Annotated in this window: 16 protein-coding genes and 1 pseudogene; 7 read left to right on the top strand and 10 right to left on the bottom strand. The window is 43.6% G+C overall.

The window, feature by feature from the left end; genetic code table 11:
- Window positions 1-8 precede the first annotated feature (8 nt).
- Entirely contained in the window at window positions 9-548 is a 540-nt protein-coding gene (locus EWV60_RS08775) for a phycobiliprotein lyase (protein WP_159290762.1), read from the bottom strand.
- Between the two features lie 730 nt (window positions 549-1,278).
- On the opposite strand from EWV60_RS08775, the gene EWV60_RS08770 reads away from it, so the two are divergent.
- Both EWV60_RS08770 and EWV60_RS08765 read left to right on the top strand, forming a co-directional pair.
- Window positions 1,279-1,725, top strand: coding sequence for a DUF29 domain-containing protein (locus tag EWV60_RS08770; RefSeq protein WP_287231905.1), 447 nt, complete (start codon window positions 1,279-1,281; stop codon window positions 1,723-1,725).
- 53 nt (window positions 1,726-1,778) lie between these two features.
- Window positions 1,779-2,846, top strand: a complete 1,068-nt coding sequence (locus tag EWV60_RS08765) for a ribonucleotide-diphosphate reductase subunit beta (RefSeq protein WP_024970214.1) — start codon at window positions 1,779-1,781, stop codon at window positions 2,844-2,846.
- A 396-nt stretch (window positions 2,847-3,242) separates the two neighbouring features.
- On the opposite strand, the gene EWV60_RS08760 is transcribed toward EWV60_RS08765, so the two are convergent.
- From EWV60_RS08760 to speA, 3 genes are all read right to left on the bottom strand, one after another.
- The gene (locus EWV60_RS08760; RefSeq protein WP_002751885.1) at window positions 3,243-4,163 is read right to left on the bottom strand and encodes an NAD(+) kinase; all 921 of its coding nucleotides are present in this window, start codon (window positions 4,161-4,163) and stop codon (window positions 3,243-3,245) included.
- A gap of 683 nt (window positions 4,164-4,846) precedes the next feature.
- Entirely contained in the window at window positions 4,847-6,862 is a 2,016-nt protein-coding gene (locus EWV60_RS08755) for a ribonuclease catalytic domain-containing protein (RefSeq protein ID WP_287231902.1), read from the bottom strand.
- A 77-nt stretch (window positions 6,863-6,939) separates the two neighbouring features.
- Window positions 6,940-8,979: a biosynthetic arginine decarboxylase gene (gene speA / locus EWV60_RS08750; RefSeq protein WP_123230232.1), complete on the bottom strand. Its 2,040-nt coding sequence runs from the start codon at window positions 8,977-8,979 to the stop codon at window positions 6,940-6,942.
- Window positions 8,980-9,119: 140 nt separating this feature from the next.
- Here speA and EWV60_RS08745 point away from each other — a divergent pair, with 140 nt between their 5' ends.
- Together EWV60_RS08745 and recR are read left to right on the top strand one after the other, a co-directional pair.
- Complete coding sequence (locus EWV60_RS08745; protein ID WP_287231899.1) at window positions 9,120-9,653, top strand: DUF4330 domain-containing protein; 534 nt, start codon at window positions 9,120-9,122, stop codon at window positions 9,651-9,653.
- A 142-nt stretch (window positions 9,654-9,795) separates the two neighbouring features.
- Window positions 9,796-10,386, top strand: a complete 591-nt coding sequence (gene recR, locus EWV60_RS08740; protein ID WP_043999193.1) for a recombination mediator RecR — start codon at window positions 9,796-9,798, stop codon at window positions 10,384-10,386.
- 244 nt (window positions 10,387-10,630) lie between these two features.
- Here the strand turns inward: recR and ctpB are convergent, their stop codons facing one another.
- The 5 genes and pseudogenes from ctpB to EWV60_RS08720 all read right to left on the bottom strand — a co-directional run bounded on the left by ctpB (window position 10,631) and on the right by EWV60_RS08720 (window position 13,723).
- Window positions 10,631-11,956 (bottom strand): carboxyl-terminal processing protease CtpB, encoded by a 1,326-nt coding sequence (gene ctpB, locus EWV60_RS08735; protein WP_353734386.1) that lies wholly within the window; start codon window positions 11,954-11,956, stop codon window positions 10,631-10,633.
- A gap of 142 nt (window positions 11,957-12,098) precedes the next feature.
- Window positions 12,099-12,518 (bottom strand): NUDIX hydrolase, encoded by a 420-nt coding sequence (locus EWV60_RS08730; RefSeq protein ID WP_149106712.1) that lies wholly within the window; start codon window positions 12,516-12,518, stop codon window positions 12,099-12,101.
- A gap of 24 nt (window positions 12,519-12,542) precedes the next feature.
- Window positions 12,543-12,620: pseudogene (locus EWV60_RS23180) on the bottom strand (four helix bundle protein); the annotation flags it as partial.
- A 50-nt stretch (window positions 12,621-12,670) separates the two neighbouring features.
- Window positions 12,671-12,988, bottom strand: a complete 318-nt coding sequence (locus EWV60_RS08725) for a four helix bundle protein (protein ID WP_287231895.1) — start codon at window positions 12,986-12,988, stop codon at window positions 12,671-12,673.
- Window positions 12,989-13,021: 33 nt separating this feature from the next.
- The gene (locus EWV60_RS08720; RefSeq protein ID WP_287231893.1) at window positions 13,022-13,723 is read right to left on the bottom strand and encodes a single stranded DNA-binding domain-containing protein; all 702 of its coding nucleotides are present in this window, start codon (window positions 13,721-13,723) and stop codon (window positions 13,022-13,024) included.
- 89 nt (window positions 13,724-13,812) lie between these two features.
- On the opposite strand from EWV60_RS08720, the gene folD reads away from it, so the two are divergent.
- The 3 genes from folD to EWV60_RS08705 all read left to right on the top strand — a co-directional run bounded on the left by folD (window position 13,813) and on the right by EWV60_RS08705 (window position 16,502).
- Window positions 13,813-14,670: a bifunctional methylenetetrahydrofolate dehydrogenase/methenyltetrahydrofolate cyclohydrolase FolD gene (folD, locus tag EWV60_RS08715; RefSeq protein WP_287231891.1), complete on the top strand. Its 858-nt coding sequence runs from the start codon at window positions 13,813-13,815 to the stop codon at window positions 14,668-14,670.
- A gap of 267 nt (window positions 14,671-14,937) precedes the next feature.
- Window positions 14,938-15,948, top strand: a complete 1,011-nt coding sequence (locus EWV60_RS08710) for a PIN domain-containing protein (protein WP_287231889.1) — start codon at window positions 14,938-14,940, stop codon at window positions 15,946-15,948.
- A 221-nt stretch (window positions 15,949-16,169) separates the two neighbouring features.
- The gene (locus tag EWV60_RS08705; protein WP_002738007.1) at window positions 16,170-16,502 is read left to right on the top strand and encodes a hypothetical protein; all 333 of its coding nucleotides are present in this window, start codon (window positions 16,170-16,172) and stop codon (window positions 16,500-16,502) included.
- Between the two features lie 216 nt (window positions 16,503-16,718).
- Here EWV60_RS08705 and ppsA read toward each other — a convergent pair whose 3' ends face one another.
- Window positions 16,719-19,160: a phosphoenolpyruvate synthase gene (gene ppsA / locus EWV60_RS08700; RefSeq protein ID WP_061432620.1), complete on the bottom strand. Its 2,442-nt coding sequence runs from the start codon at window positions 19,158-19,160 to the stop codon at window positions 16,719-16,721.
- Window positions 19,161-19,369: the final 209 nt, after the last annotated feature.

Raw genomic sequence — 19,369 nt, 5'->3', positions numbered from 1 at the left:
TTTTTTGACTAATTGACCCGTTTTTCTAGATATTGACCGATCATCAATTCTTGACCGGCGCGAGAGATAATAGTTTGTCGGGTGCGATATTGTTGACCGATGAGTTTAATTTCTTCTTCAAAGACAGAACCGGCGTATTCTGTTCTCAGACAGAGAGTAGAGGGGTTAGGAAAGGTATAAATGGCACTAACGGGTTTATCCGTCGCAAATCCCCGATCGCGATAGAGAATATTATCTAAAATACCGAATATAGTGGAACCGTTGGAGGGTTTTTTACTCTGGGGACGGAGATAATTACTTTGCCAAGTCACTTCCGTACCACCTAATAGAACTGTATCTTCCAGATTATGTAAACGGGCCAGTTGAATTAATGGTTCGCTGCCTTGGGGTAAATATTTAATCTCGATGGCGCTGATAACTTCTTGGGGTTCCGTTTCTTGGGTGAGGGTGTAATAACGTCTCTGGGATTGCCAGCGTCCTTCTGTCTGCTTAAAAAAGGCTAAAGCCAAAGTTTCTAGCGATAATTGGGCGGTTTGAATTAATGTCATAGAAATAAAACCTTTCCTGTTTTTTGGTAGAGCAGATTTGTTATCCTTTGTCAAGGGTTTGCCAGAGAATTGTTACACATCTTAATACAATTATAACCCTGCATGGAAATTAAGTGGTAGGAGTGTTGAGGGAGATAATTGGGAAAAGCCGCACAGATACAGCATTTACAGGGAAAAAACGGGATAAGATTGCTAAAAACTGCGAACTTATCCTAGTTACTTCCATCTACTCTTATCTATCGATTAATTCTGTCAAATTGGCTACAGTCAGGCCGAGGTTCTTCCCCCAACCCCTTTTTTACTTTTTAAGTATCTCAGCAAAATTAATGGCTCTTCTAGGTTCTGTGTGATAAGTTTAACTTACATAGGATTGATCGATCTTTGTGTCCTTTGTGTCTGGAGTGGTTCGTTCCACCCCCTCGCTAGGAGGAATGTATCTTAGAATACATTTTACCCACCAAACCTGGGAGAGCCGATATTCCTGAACCGAGAGTGTCCCCAACCCAAAAACATTTATTAACCGATATTTTAGTCATTGCTATTTTAGCAGTTATACGATAAATTTCCCTCTTGACTAAGTTGGTAGAGCAAGTTTCTTTGTTCTATGTTAAGATGTTGGGGGCTTCGTTTTTGGGTCTGATTTGTTTTTGTTAATGATCAGACAGTACCTGATGAGCATTTCTTTGTCAACTCTTGAGGTTGATGCGTTTCATTTTTGAATTGGCGAATTATGGAAAAGAACTTATACAAAAAAGACTACTATCCCTGGATAGATAAAACCATATTTTTGCTAGAAAATCATCAATTTTCTGAATTAGATTTAGAGAATTTAATTGAAGAAATAAAATCTATATCTATCAGTCAACAAAAAGTATTAAAAAGCAATCTGAGCGTGATTTTATGGCATTTACTAAAATACTTACAAGAGCCAGAAAAACAAACCAGAAGCTGGGCATTAAACCTTTTTGAGCATCGCGAGAGAATCGAAGAAGATTTAGAAAATAGCCCTAGTCTTAAGAGTTTTTTAACAGAAGAAAATTTTAAAAAATGCTATAACAAGGCCAGAAAAAAAGCCGCTATTGAAACAGGGATAAACCTAGAGAAATTCTCGAACGATTGCCCATTTACTTTGGCAGAAGCCCTAGATTTTGAATTTATCCCTAATCAAACCATTTGACTTTTTACCGAAAACCTATTATAAACTAAAAGTGCCTTAATGTCCAAGTAGTCATGTCCTTACATTTAGTTAATTCTTGCCATTCGATGCCCATTTCCCCGATCTTCAATCCGGCGGGAGATGATGCGATCGAAAACCGTTCGATCTGGTTTGGTAACACCACCAACCTGATGCAGTTAAACGATGTCCGCTACACCTGGTCGGTGGGTTTATATCAACAAATGCGGGAAAATTTCTGGATCCCGCAACGCTTAGATATCACTCAAGACGTGACTGAATACGGGCATCTTACCGACGAAGAAAGATATGCTTATGATGGTATTTTGTCCTATCTAACTTTTCTTGATTCCGTGCAAACCTGTAATATTCCCCACCTAAAAGGTAGCGTCACTGCGCCAGAAATTAGTCTTTGTATGGCGGAACAAATTTCTCAAGAGGCCATGCACAATCAAAGTTATCAATACTTAATTGAAACGATTATTCCCTCGGATCGCAGAGGCGAAGTTTATGACTTTTGGCGCACCGATAAAGTTCTCAAGGATCGCTGTGAATTTATTGCTAGTCTCTACCAGCAATACATCGATAAACAAACTACTGAAAGCTATTTTATCGCTCTTCTTGCCGACTATTTACTGGAGAGTTTGTATTTTTATAACGGCTTTATCTTTTTCTATAATCTCGCTTCTCGACAGCTAATGTCCGGTAGTGCTGACGTTTTCAAAATGATCAACCGGGACGAATTAAGTCACGTCCGTTTGTATCAAAAACTTATTCCCGAAGCCATGGCAATTTTTCCCCATTCCGTTGAACAGATTTATGAGATGTTCGATAGTGCCGTTAAACACGAATGTCGCTGGACAAATCACATCGTTGGCAACGACATTTTAGGTATTACCGAATACAGTACCGAACAGTACACTAAATACCTCGCTAATATTCGGCTAAAAGCGATCGGACTTGAGCCTTTATACAGGGAAGAAAAGTATAACAAAAGTCCCTATAATCATCTGGAACGCTTTTCCGATACCAAAAAAGAAGGCCACACCAAAGCTAACTTTTTTGAAGCAACTGTTACCAGTTATGTTATGTCTTCTGGCTTAACTGGATGGGATGAAATTTAAAATTTAAGGGATAATAATAACCCAATTTCTTACCATAAAGTGGCAACTTTGTCAAATATTTTGACAACTTTTGACCCTCTCTTGCAGAAATACCGACAATCAGCAAATGCGCTTCTGGGTTTGGGGGGTTCTACCCCCAAAAGCCTAGATTTACTGATAAAATCGGAAGTAATGACCAATTTTAGAAGATATACTTAGGGTTTGCTCAATAAATCTAAAAACCTTGTTGGATAAGGTTTTTAGACTTTTTTTCCCTCAAAAAGTGTCGACCTTTGGAGTGATTGGGGGGAAAATTCAGGGACTTTTTCCCTGAAAATTAGGTAATTGACCCCCTCAAAATCGGTAAAACCCTACACCCTACACCCTGTCCCCACGAAAAACTTTTTGCCGCAAACCCTAATTATGACGATTGCCATCATAATGAATTCTCGCCCCGGCCCATTGCAGTTTTTCCTGTAGAGTCTGATAAAAAGAATAACTTTCCCGCAGGATAATAAATTGGGCGAATTTTTCGGCTTTAGTAACTCCCACCCATTGCCCGGGCCAAATGGAAGTGGCTAAAGCACCATCCATCCAGAGTTTAGTATTTAACTCGTAGTCTCCTAGAGGCCAAATACTGACCAGAGATGCTGGGGGAATGACAATCGGCCGACTGGAGAGACTCAAGGGACAAATCGGGGTGACAGCGATCGCTTCCATGCCGGGGTGTATAATCGGACCATTAGCGGAAGCGGTGTAACAGGTGGATCCCGTGGGAGTAGCCACTAATAGTCCGTCGCCTTGGTACTGATCTACTATTTCCCCGTCCACTTCGATTTCGAGGATTGAGGTGGGCATCCTATCGATACTAGCGGGTTTCACACACATCTCATTCAGGGCATAAAATGCCTCGCTCACTGGCTGCGGATTTCTTTTATCCCCTTCATAGATTCTGGCCGTTAACATCATCCGTTGTTGTACCGCATAGTGATCGGATTGTAAACGCTCCCAGACCGTCTCCGTATCCTGGAAAATATCAAAGGGTTCCGTTAAAAATCCCAGATGGCCGCCGACATTCACCGCTAAAATCGGAATGTCTTCGTGAGCTAAATAGCGAGCGGCAGCTAAAATGGTTCCATCTCCCCCCAAAACGATGGCAAGGTCGATTTTTTCCGATGCTGAGGCTAAAAATACTGGATAGGGATTATCTTTAAAGCCACTGGGTCCCATTAAAACTTTACACTGACGGGCTTCTAACTGTTTAGCGCATTTTTCCGCCCATGCTTTACTTTGGGGATGGTTGGCCTTATGAGCGATGATGACTTGTTTTAACTGCACAGAGTTGAGACCTTTTTCGGAGGTTCTATACTTTTAACAATAGCAAGACCGGGCAGATCGGGTGAAAAGTGAGTAGGGTTTTCTGAAAAAGTTTGTTAGTAGGGTCAGGAGTCAGGAGACAGCTATCAGGGATCGGATTTGAGTTTTCAGTTTACTGTTTACTGATCACAGCAAAAAGCTGACGGCTTATCGCTCTTCGGCTCTTCTAGGTTCTGTGTGATAAGTTTAACTTACATAGGATCGGTCAATCTTTGTGTCCTCTGTGTCTTTGTGGTTCGTTCCACCCCCTCGCTAGGAGGAATGTATCTTAGAATACATTTTACCCACCAAATCCAAGAGAGCCAAATTTGAGTTTTTATTAGAAAAAAAGTTAGCGATCACTTGTCAAGCAAGGGTTTCAGAATCTGGATTCGGTCGGGGATTTCCGAAAGTTCCAGAAGAGCGATTATTCTCCCTTTTGCCTCTTGCATGAGTGCCTCTCCTGATATGTGGCCTATACTCAACGGATTTAGTATAATAAATTGTTCGGTATTTAAAGTCTGCCAAGAGGTTCCGCACCCGAAATAGACGGATCAGATGACGAACCTGCTAACTCAAGGAGAGGGTAGAGGGGAGTGGAGCATTTGGCTGAAATTTCCCTAAACCCCTATCTCCCGACTCCTGAATTCTGTCTCCGCGAGAGATTAACTTGCTTGGGAGGAGACAAAACCCGATAACTCGCGAAAACGGATCTCATCGCGGTGGGGATCAGAGCGACTAACTTGTACTTGAAAGCGATCGCCTAAAGATACCGATCGCTCAAAACGATGGGGTAATTCTAACCCCAATTCCTCCAATAAAATCAAGCCTAAATTTTCCTCTTCCCGCAGCCAGCGCAATACCAAAGCTTGCCAGACTTGATCTCCCTGTCGTCGCAAAAATTCCAAACTCCAATAACGATTAGTTTGCCGTTCCACCGAGGTGGCTTCCAGGGCCGAACTAGCGACACTATAGAGAATTTCCTGCATTCTATCCCGGGTAAAAGGCAGTTGATCGCCCCGGAGATGGGCTTTTAGTTGAAAATGGGTCAAAAGGTCAGTATAACGGCGAATTGGCGAAGTTACTTGGGAATAGGTATTCAATCCCAGACTAGCATGACGGTTAGGAATCGTCGTCATCTCACTGCGCGGCATACAGCGACGCAAGGCACAGGAACGCACTGGGCCTGCAGGTAGTAAAATTAACTCCTCATCGGGGGGTAATTCCGGTTGTGGTTGTCCCCGGAAAGGCACGGGGATCTCGTGTTCCTGACAGTAGCGACCGGCGATTTCTCCAGCTAGAATCATCATTTCCGCCACCAATTGCCGAGATGGGGAAACTTCCTGCAATTCTATGATAATTTCGTCGTTAGCCTTCACCTTAATGGATGATTCTGGCATTTGGATGTTAATCGATCCCTGAGATTTGCGCCATGCGTGGCGTTGTTTGGCCCAACGGTTGAGAATCTTCACTTCCGGTTCATGCTGCAGATCCAGATGTAACATTTCATCCACATCTTCGTAGGTGAGGCGATAGGTGGGTTTAATTGTACTAGGATGGATCCGATAATCGGCGATCGCTCCCGTTTCATCGAGGATTACCCCAAAACTCAAGGCAGGACAAAGTTTACCCTGTACCAAACTCATTGGACCTGCGGCCAATTCTAGGGGAAACATGGGAACCATTCCCGTGGGAAGATAGAGACTGGTACTGCGACGACGCGCTTCTAGGTCTAATTCATCATCGGGAAGCACTAAACGGCTAGGATCGGCAATATGGATCCAGAGACGATGACCACCATCCGCGAGCATTTCCACCGATAATCCGTCATCGATTTCCTCGGTACTTTCATCGTCGATGGTATAAATTTTTTGGTGGGTTAAATCGAGACGATTGTTGACATCCGCATCCGCAGGGGGATTGAGTAAATTAAGACGCGCCACATCAAGTACCTTTTTCGAGAATTGAACAGGGTAGGAACTGCGTCGCAGGAAAAGGTTTTCGTGACTACTCCACCATTTCAAATCGACTAACAATTCAAAAGCAGCCTCGGGGGTTTGGGAACGGCCCAGCAGCGAGAGTATTTCCATGGCTGCTGGATATTTTTGTTCGGGTTGGAGGATAAATTTTTCTAGAGATTCCAGACGAATTCGATCGCTTTCTGACCATTCTACCGTTTCACCGGCCAGGGTCTGTTGGAGACGTTGGAGAAATTGGCCTTTTTCCCGTTGACGCTGTTGTTCTACCTCTAGCTGGTGTTTGATTTCCTCTACCTGATTTTCCGAGCGGGCCTCGTAACCATCCCCTTTATTTTTAAAATAAACTTTATCATCACTCAAGAGACAATGGGCTGCATAGCAAAACTGCGGACTGCGATCGGAAAAGAGGATCTCGGCCATGGTTTCGGGAGTGACTAACTGATTTTCCCCGGCTAATAATTCCCAGGCCACTTCTAAACCACTAGGATCTAGATAGGGTTGGACTTCCCGCAGAAAATTGCCGATCTCTTTATAGTTGGATGGACCTGCTTTGATAATGTAATCGAAGCGTTGGGGACGCAGTTTATGCGGGTTTCCCCCCTGATCGATGACGATCCAATCTTTTTTACCTTCTGGGCGATCGATCACCCCTAAGCGCCTTTCTCCTTGCACCCGAAATTCTACCAGCGTTCCCTTTTCCACTGCTTCCCCTTACTGCCTATCTATTTTGTCTATTTTCTATCATCCTCGATCGATTACTCGATCGGCAAGAGCAATCATCAATCCCCACCCACTAGATAGGTATAACGCCGCAAACTGCGTTCATAATCCTGTAGGAGTAATTGGGATTCTTCCACAGTCATGCGATTTTCCTGCAAAGCTTGTTCACAACGAAGACGAATTCTTTCTAACAAGTCTTCCGCAGAATACTGCACATAACTTAATACTTCCGTGATCGTATCTCCTTTGACTAGATACTCGATATCGTACCCCTTGGGACTCATCTGAATATGTACCACGTTAGTATCGCCAAAAAGATTATGTAAATTGCCCATAATCTCTTGATAAGCACCCACCAAAAACATTCCTAGATAATAGGGTTCTGGAGAATGTTTACCGTTTTTGTACTCCAACGGATGCAATTCTAAAACTGATTTTATGTCCCCGCGCAAATCGATAAACTGGGCAATTTTACCATCACTATCACAGGTTAAATCGGCGAGAATTCCTCTTTGAGTAGGTTCTCGATCGAGACGATGGATCGGCATAATTGGAAATAGTTGATCGATCGCCCAACTATCGGGAACTGACTGAAAAACCGAGAGATTGGCATAATAAATTGAGGCCATAATTTGCTCTAAGTCTTCCAAGTCATCGGGAACATAATCCTCTTGTCGGGCCACTTGCAGAATTTTGTGACAACAAGCCCAGTACAATTGTTCGGCTCTAGCTCGTTCCTTGAGACTGAGATAACCGAAATTAAACAGACTAATCGCCTCCTCTTTGAACTGTCCCGCATCGTGATAAGCTTCCTGATAATTGCGCTCATCGATACCCGTGTAGGTTTCCCAGAGATTACGGAGGATAAGATGTTCTTTCCCATTGCAGGGATCGGGGGGATTTTGGGGAACCTCACTACTTCCCAAGATATCAAAGACTAACACCGATTGATGAGAAGCGATCGCCCGGCCACTTTCACTGATGAGAATTGGGGGTGAAATCTGGGCATCTTCACAAGCTTCCTTGACCTCAGCCACGATATCATTGGCATAATTCTGCATATTGTAGTTTTTTGAGGCGTAGAAGTTAGTTTTTGAGCCATCGTAATCGACCCCTAAACCACCCCCCACATCGAGATAGGTCATATTTGCCCCTAATTTTGCTAATTCCACATAAATCTGACTAGCTTCGCGAATGGCATCCTTAATAACGCTAATAGCGGAGATTTGCGACCCGATATGATAGTGCAGCAGTTGCAGACAATCTAACATCCCCGCTTGTTCTAATTCCGTCACCACCGTTAAGATTTCCGGGACGGTTAAACCGAATTTGGCCCGGTCTCCCGTGGAACATCCCCAACGGCCCACCCCTTTTGTCCCCAGTTTCGCACGCACTCCCAAATGAGGGGCAATTCCTAACTGACGACTGACGCGCAGGGTTAAATATAATTCCTCCAATTGTTCGATGACAATCAAAGGCCGATGACCGAGACGAGTGGTCAATAGGGCAGTTTCCAGGTATTCTTTGTCCTTATAGCCGTTACAAATTAGCAAGGGTTGTGTTTTGTCATTTTTGCCGTTTAAGGCAGGTTCTAGGGTCGCTAAAGCAATCATTAGCTCAGGTTTTGAACCAGCCTCCAGCCCAAATTGATAGGGTTTGCCAAAACGCACTAAAGACTCGACGATGTGACGGTGTTGATTGCACTTGATCGGATAGACACCGCGATAGACGTTGGCATAATTATAACGGGCGATCGCTCGGTTAAAACAGGCGTTCAGGCGCTCGATCCGGTCTTCCAAAATATCACTAAACCGAATTAGCAGGGGTAAACCGATATTACGCCGCTTAATCGCCGAAACTAACTCGTATAAGTCCAAAGAACCGCCCCTTTCTCCCTGGGGCGAGACGGTAATATTTCCTGCGGCATTGATCGAGAAATAGGGTTCTCCCCAGCCTTGGATGCGATAGAGATTTTCGCTATCTTCGATCGACCAATGTTTAACGGGGGCAACTTTTTCGAGGTTGTTACCGTCAGAAGGGGTCAGATCGAGTGGAGATAATTGCTTTTCTTGTTTCTTAAGTTGAGTTTTACCCGCCATTGTCTATCGATCGCTCCGTGTGAGACTCCGATCTTCTATCTTAAGTCAGACTTCCTGTCTGCGACCAAGATTCCGATCGTGATAGAATTTACTCTCTAGGCTCGATCTCTAGGAATAGTCATCTATATAAATTCAAGGCTATGCAGTTATTAGACTCAAAAGGACGTTTATTCGGTAAATTTAGCTTGCTTGATATCGGAGCGGCCTTAGTAATTTTATTGACAATTATCGGTATTTTTGTTGTACCGGGGACAAGTGGTAAAAGTACGATCGCTCAAGTTACCAAAGAACCCATAGAAGTGGATGTTATTGTCCGGGGTTTAAGTGTTCTCAATCCCAATGCTTTGATTAATCAATTCAATACCGAGAAGAAAACTAATATTGTTATTCGTAATCAACCGGCCGGTCAAGTGGATATAAAAAATGTTAAACCTTTATCGAGAAATGTCTTAGTTCCGCAGCCGGATGGTAGTGTGAAAGTCCTACCGGATCCCCGCACGGAAAACTATTCTCAAGATATGATTATGACTCTCAGTGGTCAAGCGGAATTTACCGACACTGGTGCGGTTGTTGGCGGTCAAAAGGTGAAAATTGGCACTTTAATCGAGTTGGAAGGAGATAATTATAATTTCAACACCAGTGTTATCGATGTCCGTTTACCAAAAAGGTCTTAGTTAGTAAACAGTGAGCAGTAAACAGTGAAAAGACAGTAGGAAACTTCCATGTAACACTGCTCACTTGAAAACTCAAATCTGATAACTGATAACTTACCCACTGATAACTGATAACTGATAACTGATAAGAGGATTAACTGCTATTTATACACCGCCTTTAGCTCGTTTGATCGAGCAGTTACAAAAATTACCTGGAGTCGGACCCAAAAGCGCCCAACGTTTGGCCTTGTATATTCTCAAACGACCGGAACAAGATGCGATCGAATTGGCCCAGGCGATCGTGGCGGCTAAAAAACAAGTAGGATTATGTCAGGTTTGTTTTCATCTTTCGGCCGAACCGATTTGTGAAATTTGCCGCAATCCTAACCGAGAAACGGGGACTATCTGTGTGGTAGCTGACTCCAGAGATGTGATTGCTTTGGAGAAAACTAGGGAATATTCGGGCAAATATCACGTTTTAGGGGGTGTTATCTCACCTATGGATGGGATTGGACCGGATCAATTAAATATACAGTCTTTAGTCACCAGAGTCAGCCAGAAAAAAATTCAGGAAGTTATCTTAGCTATCAGTCCCAGTGTCGAGGGGGAAACCACGACTTTGTATATCGGGGGTTTACTGAAACCCTTCACTAAAGTTACCCGTATCGCTTTCGGGTTGCCCATGGGCGGCGATCTGGAATACGCTGATGAAGTAACTTTAGCGAGAGCTTTAGAAGGTCGTCGGGAATTATAGAGCAGGGTGTGAGGTTTTGATCAGGTTACTTTTTGGCGAATAATCGAGCATTTGTAGCCAGCGATACAGTTTTATAATGCGTATTATGCTTAGTTGCAGAATTTGTAGCTGCAGAAATCTTTGGGGGGGGAATCACCAGCAACTGCACGGGAGCGAGAGAGAGCGCTGTTAAAGACTTTAAAGGCTGTTCTAGAATCGCCATTTCGCCGAAACAGTAGCCGTTTCCCCAGATTTTCTAGGACGATTATTCGGCCCGACTACTCAAAGGGTTATTGAGATTGCCAGTGCCTGGACGTTTAACACTATGGGATTGTAGGAGTGAGATCGCCTGTTGATACTGGGGATCATCCTTCGTTCCCAGCAAAGAAGGATCATCCCGGAAGCGCAGCTGTTGTTCTTGGGTTAACTCGATCTGCACATCGGGTTTAATGCCTTTTTTGTAGATATTTTCGCCGTTGGGGGGATAATAACGGGCAATTGTCACCGCTAATCCAGAACCATCGGAAAGGGTGTGTACCGATTGGACGGTACTCTTGCCATAAGTCGATGTACCTACTAAAGTCGCCCGGCCATTTTCTTTTAGCGCTCCGGCGAGGATTTCGCTGGCACTCGCTGAACCTTTATTAACCAAGACTACTAGGGGTAAATCGGTAATAGCGGTGTTATTGGCGATAAATTGGCGATCTCCGCCCCGTCGATCGATGGTGCTAACGATTTTGCCCTGTTTCATCCACATACGAGCGATATCGACACTAGCAAATAGTAACCCGCCGGGGTTGCCCCGCAGATCGAGAACATAGCCGGATACCTGTTGTTGACTTAATTCCTCGATCGCCTCTTTCATTTGTTCGGCTGCGTGGGAACTAAATTCATCCAGTTTAATATAACCAACTTTCACCCCACCTTCCTGTTTCAGGGTATAGCTAACGGAGGGGATTTCGATATCTACCCGGGTCAAAGTCACTTCAAATACCCCTTTATCGGGACGGGCAAGCTGTAAACTAACGCTAGTACCCACTTCTCCCTGTAGTGCCTCCATTGCCTGTTCTAGGGTCATTAAAGCGGTGGGTTTGCCATTAATTCTGATCAGGCGATCGCCGCTTTTCACTCCCGCTTCCTTGGCGGGGGATTTTTTCACCGTATCGACAACAACCAGATCGTTACTGCGTTTATCGAGAGCTAAACGTACCCCAATTCCCGATAATTCTCCGGAAGTTTGACTGGTGAGGACAGAAAATTCCCTAGGAGTTAAAAAACGGGTATAAGTATCATCCAATTCCCTTAAAGCTTCGCGGATTGCTGTGTAAGCTTGTTGGGGATTAGTATAATTTCTGCTTAACAATTCTTGACGTTTTTTTTGCCAGTCAATTTGATGAAAACCACGATCTACAAATTCATTATTAACAATTTGCCAAACCTGGTCGATGACTGCTTTCGGGTTATCTTCTAAGGGTTTTTCCCCTTTGGCTGCGGGGGTGAAGACCATCAGGGAACTAACTGCTAGGGTAGCGATCGCACCTCCAGATAGGAGTTTCTGCACGGAAACGAACGAGGGACGCGACTGGTTCATAAAGACAAAGCCAAAATAAGATTGACGTTTCAATAAAGCCATTCAAAAAGCGGGAGCATTTTGCCTTCGAGGGAGGTGAGGAGCAGTGTTAACTACGACTTTCGTATAGATAAGGGAGTTCCTTGTCTGGCTCTAGTATCCACTATAATTCTAGTTCTATAAAATCGAGCAATATCTGGCGATGAATTTTTCCTAAAGGACGAGTCTGATTAATCTTCTGGGAATAGTATTCCCCTTGACGGATGGCAGCCGGAGGTAATAATGCTAAATCTTGCCCTTCCGTTTGCACTAATTTTTCTAATCCCAGGGTCAGGGGTACATGATAAAGATAACGGGAGAGATTATCATCGTTATAAGAGCGAAAATAGCGTAAACTAGGGGCTTCGTAGTTAATTTCTTCTTGTAACTCTCGTTTTAACCCTATTTCTGGACTTTCACCCGCTTCCAAGTGACCACCAAATAAACCCCACATCCCCGGATAGAGAATCGTCGGGATGTCGTCGCGCAACTGCATTAAAAAGCGACCGTCCTGTTCTAAAATCGCCAAAGCAACAAATATCATCAGTTATCAGTTATCAGTTATCAGTTATCGGTTTTTGGTATTTTCTTGGCAGGTTTTTAGAATAGCCCAAAGCATTTTACCAATTTCCTCTGCGTCATCAATACCAATTCTCCAAAGTCTGACTACAGAAGTTTAATCCCCCTAAATCCCCCTTAAAAAGGGGAACTTAAAGGGGGATTTAAATTCGATGTGTAGTTTTCATTTAGAGAAATGGTATAATTCGTGTCTTTCAATAGAGACAGCCAATACTTTGTTTCTAGACATTCCTTATAAGCTATTGACATTTTAGCTCGAAAATCAGCTTGATAAATGGCTCCATTAGCCTCGGCAATGTTAGCCCCGATTGAAGTGCCACTCCTTAATAGCTGTTTTGACAAAACATATTCTTGTTTAGTCTCACACAAATATTTATAGCCTTTAACAATCCTAATGGCAAATTTATAAGCTTTATCATAAACTTTACTCTCCATCTGTTTGCCCCGCTACTGATTACTGATTACTGATTACTGTTTTTCTCCCTGTTTATGGGGTAAAAAGAAGGCATCGAGGGGATCTGGGATGGGTTTAAGCACTGCGGGGGGTTTGGGGGGAATCGCTTCCGCGACGGGTTGCGCGGGGGGATTGGGTTTAACGGGGGTAACGACGGGAGTTTCTGGGGGTTTTGTTTCAGCTGCGCTGGGAATTGTCACCTGTCGGGGATTTTCCAGGGGTTTAGTTGAAACTGGGGGAGAATTGTTTTCTGGGGGTTTAACTTCTGAGGTGGGGGAAGGTTTAATTTCTGGGGACGGGGAAGGAGTAGGAAGAGAATTAACCGCTACTGCATCCATCTGTTCTAATTCCACCACATACACTTCGTTAACGGTTTGAGAACCCTGGGGAATAGCCTCAAAGTCAATTTTGCCCTTAATGACGATTTCTTCGCCTTGACGGGGTAATTTATTGCTATTGGTGCGAATCCAAATCTTACCAGACCCATCCTGCAAAAGATAGGCTCCTCCCGCTAAAAAAGGGGCATAATTGCTGACAGTTCCCCTAAGATAAACTAAAGCGCCTTTTGGTTTTTCCTGTAATTGCTCGATCGCTGTTAGGGGAGGATCACCGATGTAGGGAACGGCAATACCGAGGTCAGCAAGGGTACTACAACCGAATAACCCTAGCAATAATAATAAACTGCCGATGCGCCCTAGACGAGTCTGGATAGACATTCTTGCTTTAACCTTAACGAGTGCGATTAGCCAATCTTTTTGACCATAGAATGGATCCGAAAGATTTTTGTTCTCGGTATTATCATAGAATGTCCGTAACTACTTGCCAAATTCTCGACGGGAAAGCCTTAGCTCAAAAAATCCAGCTTGGTCTAGGAGAGCGCATCCAGACGCTAAAATCTCCAATGGGAAGACCTCCGGGGTTAGCGGTGTTGATGGTGGGGGATAATCCTGCTAGTGCCGTTTATGTACGCAATAAGGAGAAAGCTTGTACTAAAATCGGTATGGCCTCTTTTGGTCGTCATTTTCCAACCGATACAAATGAACTAGAAGTTTTAGCGGAAATTGTCCGTCTCAATCAAGATGAGCGGGTGGACGGGATTTTAATTCAATTACCTTTACCTAAGCATTTAGACGCGGTTTCCCTTCTCTACCAAATTGACCCGAAAAAAGATGCTGATGGTTTACATCCTCTCAATTTAGGCGGTTTAGTGCGGGGTGAGGACTGTATCCGCAGTTGTACTCCTGCGGGGGTCATGGCACTGCTGAAAGAATATAATATTCCCATAGCCGGTAAGCACGCGGTGGTACTGGGTCGCAGTATTCTAGTGGGGAAACCTTTAGCTTTAATGTTATTGGAGGAAAACGCTACGGTAACTATTGCTCACTCGCGCACGGAAAATCTGGCAGAAATAACCAGAAGTGCCGATATTTTAGTACCTGCGGTCGGTAAAGCGAATTTAATCACCCCGGATATGGTAAAACCTGGTGCGGTAGTGGTGGATGTGGGTATTAATCGCGTCGCTGACCGTTTGGTGGGGGATGTGGACTATGCTGGAGTTTTAGAAGTAGCTAGTTATCTTACTCCTGTACCGGGTGGTGTCGGTCCGATGACAGTGGCAATGTTATTAAAAAATACGTTGTTAAGTTACGAACGCAAGTTATAAATCCTCAGCTACCAGCTATCAGCTATTCAGTGATTCGGCTCTCTTGGATTCGGTAGGTAAAATCTATTCTAAAATACAGTCCTGCTGGTGAGTGCATGGAACGAACCACAAAGACACAAAGGACACAAAGATTGATCACTTCTATATAAGTTAAACTTATCACACAAAGAATAAGAGGGCCGTAATTCTACCGATACAATCCTTGATTTTTTTTTAACTATGTTGGTAGAATTTTGCAAAACTGGATAGACTAGGAGATTTTTGGTCATGATCTTTATTATCCCGATTATTCTTGGTGCGGCTGCCTTAGTTACTGCTGGTGTAGGTGTTAGTGCTGGTGCTGATGGTGTCTCCAAGCTACAAAAGGCGAAAAAAATTGGCAAAAGTGCCGAACAAAGATATAAAAAAGCCAACAAATCCCTAGAAAAAAAGTTTCAAGCTACCCAAAAATTCGCAGAAGAATACGGTCAACTGCAAATTAATGTCAAAATCAACACCATCGGCAGATTTATTAAGTTTGTTCGACGAATTGATCAAAGAATTAGTCAAAGAATTGGTCAAAATTACTCCCCATCCCATCAACGCTTCTTAGAAGGGTTTGAGGGATTTTCTGCCGAACAATTCAAGGAATATAAAGCAGAAGTGTTAGACGCGCAAAGTTTGGCTGTGGGGGGTTTAAAAGTAGTGGGAGTCGCTTCGGCAGCCAGTCAGGGAACCCTAGGATTAATTGGCCTTTTCGGTACTGCTAGTACAGGAACAGCAATTAGTGGACTTAGTGGGGTAGCCGCTTGGAATGCTACCTTAGCATGGTTAGGAGGTGGTTCTTTAGCTGCTGGTGGTGGTGGTATGGCCCTGGGAACAGTGGTTTTAGGAGGTATTACCGTCGGACCTGCTTTAATGATTGGTGGTTTTGTCTTAGGAGGAGAAGGGAAAAAGGCCCTAACTAAAGCTATCGAATACGCCAAGAAAGTGGATAATAAAATAGCTCAGTTAGATAAAAGTAAGGGTTTTTTAGGACAAGTTCAGCGCAGAATTAAGGAGTTACAATACCTCGTTAATAGTCTGAATAGTAGAGCTATTAAGGGTTTAAATGAACTGGAGTCACGAGCTAATTTTAATCTCCATCTAGAGGAAGATGCAACCAAGTTTCGGGAGCTGCTACTTTTAATTAAAGCTTCATCGGAAATCATGAAACTACCCATCCTAGACGAAAAGGGAAAATTAACCAAAGCAACGGAAAATCTCCAAGAAAAGTACCGCCATCTCTTAAAAAACTAATAATTATTCTTGAAAATCTATGAATGTTATCAACTGGTGGATCGATACTTATCCTCTGGTGATAATCAAAAACCTGCCTTAATTTTAGAAGAAATTACTATCTTATTTTGCTCTATTTCTTTGATAATTTTAGTCAATTATTAACGGTAAAAGCCGCGTTAAAGGATGCTAATCACTGTTGGAAATTTTAATTAATTATTTGTTAATATCTAAGGAGAAATATGACTCTAGAACTGCATAATTTTATCTGGGAAGAAGAACGTTTAGTGCAGGTGGAAACCCAACCCCATCACATCGCAGGGGTACTAACGGTAATTCAGGAAACCATGAATGATTCCGATTGCGAATGGGAGGATGTTTATTCCGCTTATTACGAGTGCGAAGATGACGGTACAATCACTTTTTATGAGGGAGAAAGTGCCGAGGAAGATAATCCGGGTATCTGGACTTATGTGGTTTATGAATGTGCCGCAGGAGAAGAAACAGTGATGACTAATGTTAATATCAATACCTTTGCTCCTCTCTTGCAATTACAACAATTAGCGGGGGTTTAAAGACTGCAAGAAAATCTTGAGTTTTGGGTGTGTTAGCATAGAGTAATACACCCTAAATTTTTATATTATTTAGGGCTTGCTGAATAATGCTAAAACCCTTTTAAAATAAGGCTTTTGACCTGTCGGCGGCTACTAACCCCACCAACAAACTTTTTCAGCAAACCCTACTTATATCAAGACAAAAAAAGGTGGGACTTGCCCACCTTTATCACTAAACTATTGTCCTTGCTCCACTGCTGCCACCATCAATAAAGTTTTGAGGACAGAATCAGGATTAAGACTGATAGAATCGATGCCTAATTCCACTAAAAATTGAGCAAATTCGGGATAATCACTGGGGGCTTGACCACAGATACCGATTTTGCGATTATGGGCTTTAGCGGTTTCAATAGCCATTTTCACCATGCGTTTAACTCCCTCATTCCGTTCATCAAAAAGATGGGCAACTAGGGCAGAATCCCGATCTAATCCTAAGGTTAATTGGGTCAAATCATTAGAACCGATCGAAAATCCGTCAAACACCTGAGCAAATTGGTCGGCAAGAATTACATTACTTGGTAACTCACACATCACATAAACTTGCAAACCATCAACCCCGCGTTCGAGACCATTTTTCGCCATTTCTTCAAGGACTCTCATCCCTTCTTCGGGGGTACGACAGAAAGGAATCATCGGAATCACATTAGTTAATCCCATTTCTTCCCGGACCATTTTCAGCGCCCGACATTCCAAAGCGAAAGCCTCGCGATAATTAGGATCAGTATAACGGGAAGCGCCGCGCCAACCGATCATCGGGTTTTCTTCCTTGGGTTCAAAGGGTTTGCCACCCAATAAATTAGCGTATTCATTGGATTTAAAATCGGACATCCGCACAATTACATCTTTGGGGTAGAATGCGGCTGCAATCATGGCAATTCCCCGGGCCAATTTATCGACGAAAAATTGGGGTTTATCCTCGTAGTGTTTGGTTAATTCGGCGATTTGGTCTTTTACGTCTCCTTCTTCCAATTCGTGGAATTTCAGCAAGGCGCTGGGGTGGGCCTGAATGTGGTTAGCGATAATAAACTCTAGACGCGCTAAACCGACCCCTTGGGCAGGAATATCGGCAAAAGCGAAGGCTTTTTCAGGATTACCGATATTCATGAGGATTTTTGTCCGAGTTTGGGGCAAATTGTCCAGGGGAGTTTCAAGAATTTCAAAGGGTAGCAATCCGAGGTAAACTTTCCCTTCATCCCCTTCCGCACAGCAAACGGTGACTTCCTGACCGGTTTTAATCGTTTCCGTGGCATTATTGCAACCCACGATCGCCGGAATACCCATTTCTCGTGCGATAATAGCGGCATGGCAAGTACGACCACCTTGATTAGTCACGATCGCGCTTGCTTGTTTCATAATCGGTTCCCAGTCGGGATCCGTGCGATTGGTGACGAGAACTTCTCCCGGTTTAAAGTTGTTGATTTTATCTACACTGAGGATGACTCTGGCTTTTCCTTGACCGATTGCCGCACCTACACTCCGTCCCACCGCTAAAACTTGACTTCTTTGCTTAATTTCGTAGGATTTAAGGATATTAGCTGCTTTTTGGGATTGTACGGTTTCTGGGCGCGCCTGAACGATAAAGAGTTCTCCCGTGATCCCATCTTTTGCCCATTCGATGTCCATGGGGGTGTAGGTTCCGCGCACTTGCGAGTAATGTTCCTCGATTTGGGTCGTCCAACGGGCTAAAGTGAGGATTTCTTGGTCACTAATGCAGAATTGATCCTGTTCTAGCTTGTTAACTCGGATATTCTTGGTTAGACGCGATCCTCCATCATCGTAGATCATCTTGATGGCTTTACTGCCGAGGCGTTTGTCGAGGATGGGTTTGTAACCGTTTTTAAGAGTGGGTTTAAAAACCAGATATTCGTCGGGGTTAACGGCTCCTTGCACGACATTTTCCCCTAAACCGTAGGCTGCGGTGATTAAAGTGGCATTTTTGAACCCTGTTTCCGTATCGATGGAAAACATCACCCCGGAGGTGGCTAGATCTGAACGCACCATTTTTTGGACACCGACGGAAAGGGCGACGGCAAAGTGATCGAAACCGTTATGATGACGGTAGGAAATAGCGCGATCGGTGAATAAAGAGGCAAAACATTTATGGCAAGCTTCTAAAACTCCCCTCACCCCTTGCACGTTGAGATAGGTTTCCTGTTGTCCGGCAAAACTCGCTTCTGGTAAGTCTTCGGCAGTGGCGCTCGATCGAACTGCCACATCGATGGAATGATAGAGATCATCGCCATAACGTTCACAGAGTCGGCGATAGGCAATAGCGATCGCATGACTTAAATCATCGGGGAACGGTGTATTTAGGATTAATGTGCGTGCTTGTTTACCTTTTTCTTGCAGGTTCTGCACATCGTTTTCGTCTAAATCTTGGAAAATTTGTCTTAATTGTGCGTCTAGTCCGGCTTTTTCGACAAAGTGACGGTAAGCGTAAGCGGTGGTGGCGAATCCTGTGGGGACATTAATCCCTTTCGGGGTTAATTGTTGGATCATTTCGCCTAAGGAGGAGTTTTTGCCACCGACTAATCCCACATCTTTGCTGTCTACTTCTTCAAACCACAGAATTAATGCTTGTTCTCTAGAGGTTCTCGCAACATCTTGTAGTAGCATCATAAGTATTTTTACCTCTGTACTTTATACTTTCAGTTTAGCGACATACCATCTTCAAAAACCCTTGAGTTTGATATTTATTTACAAAACTCTACAATAGCCAACTCAGCCACGCTCACCCTATCTCTAAAGGGTTTAATTGTCTAGGTACTTGACATAAAAATTAACAAACTAATCAGGAGTCTCAACAGTAACTTTCCTGAATGATAGCC

The sequence above is a fragment of the Microcystis sp. Msp_OC_L_20101000_S702 genome, assembly GCF_007095705.1.
Taxonomy (GTDB): Bacteria; Cyanobacteriota; Cyanobacteriia; order Cyanobacteriales; family Microcystaceae; genus Microcystis; species Microcystis ichthyoblabe_A.
This window is presented reverse-complemented; position numbering and strand designations above follow the sequence as displayed.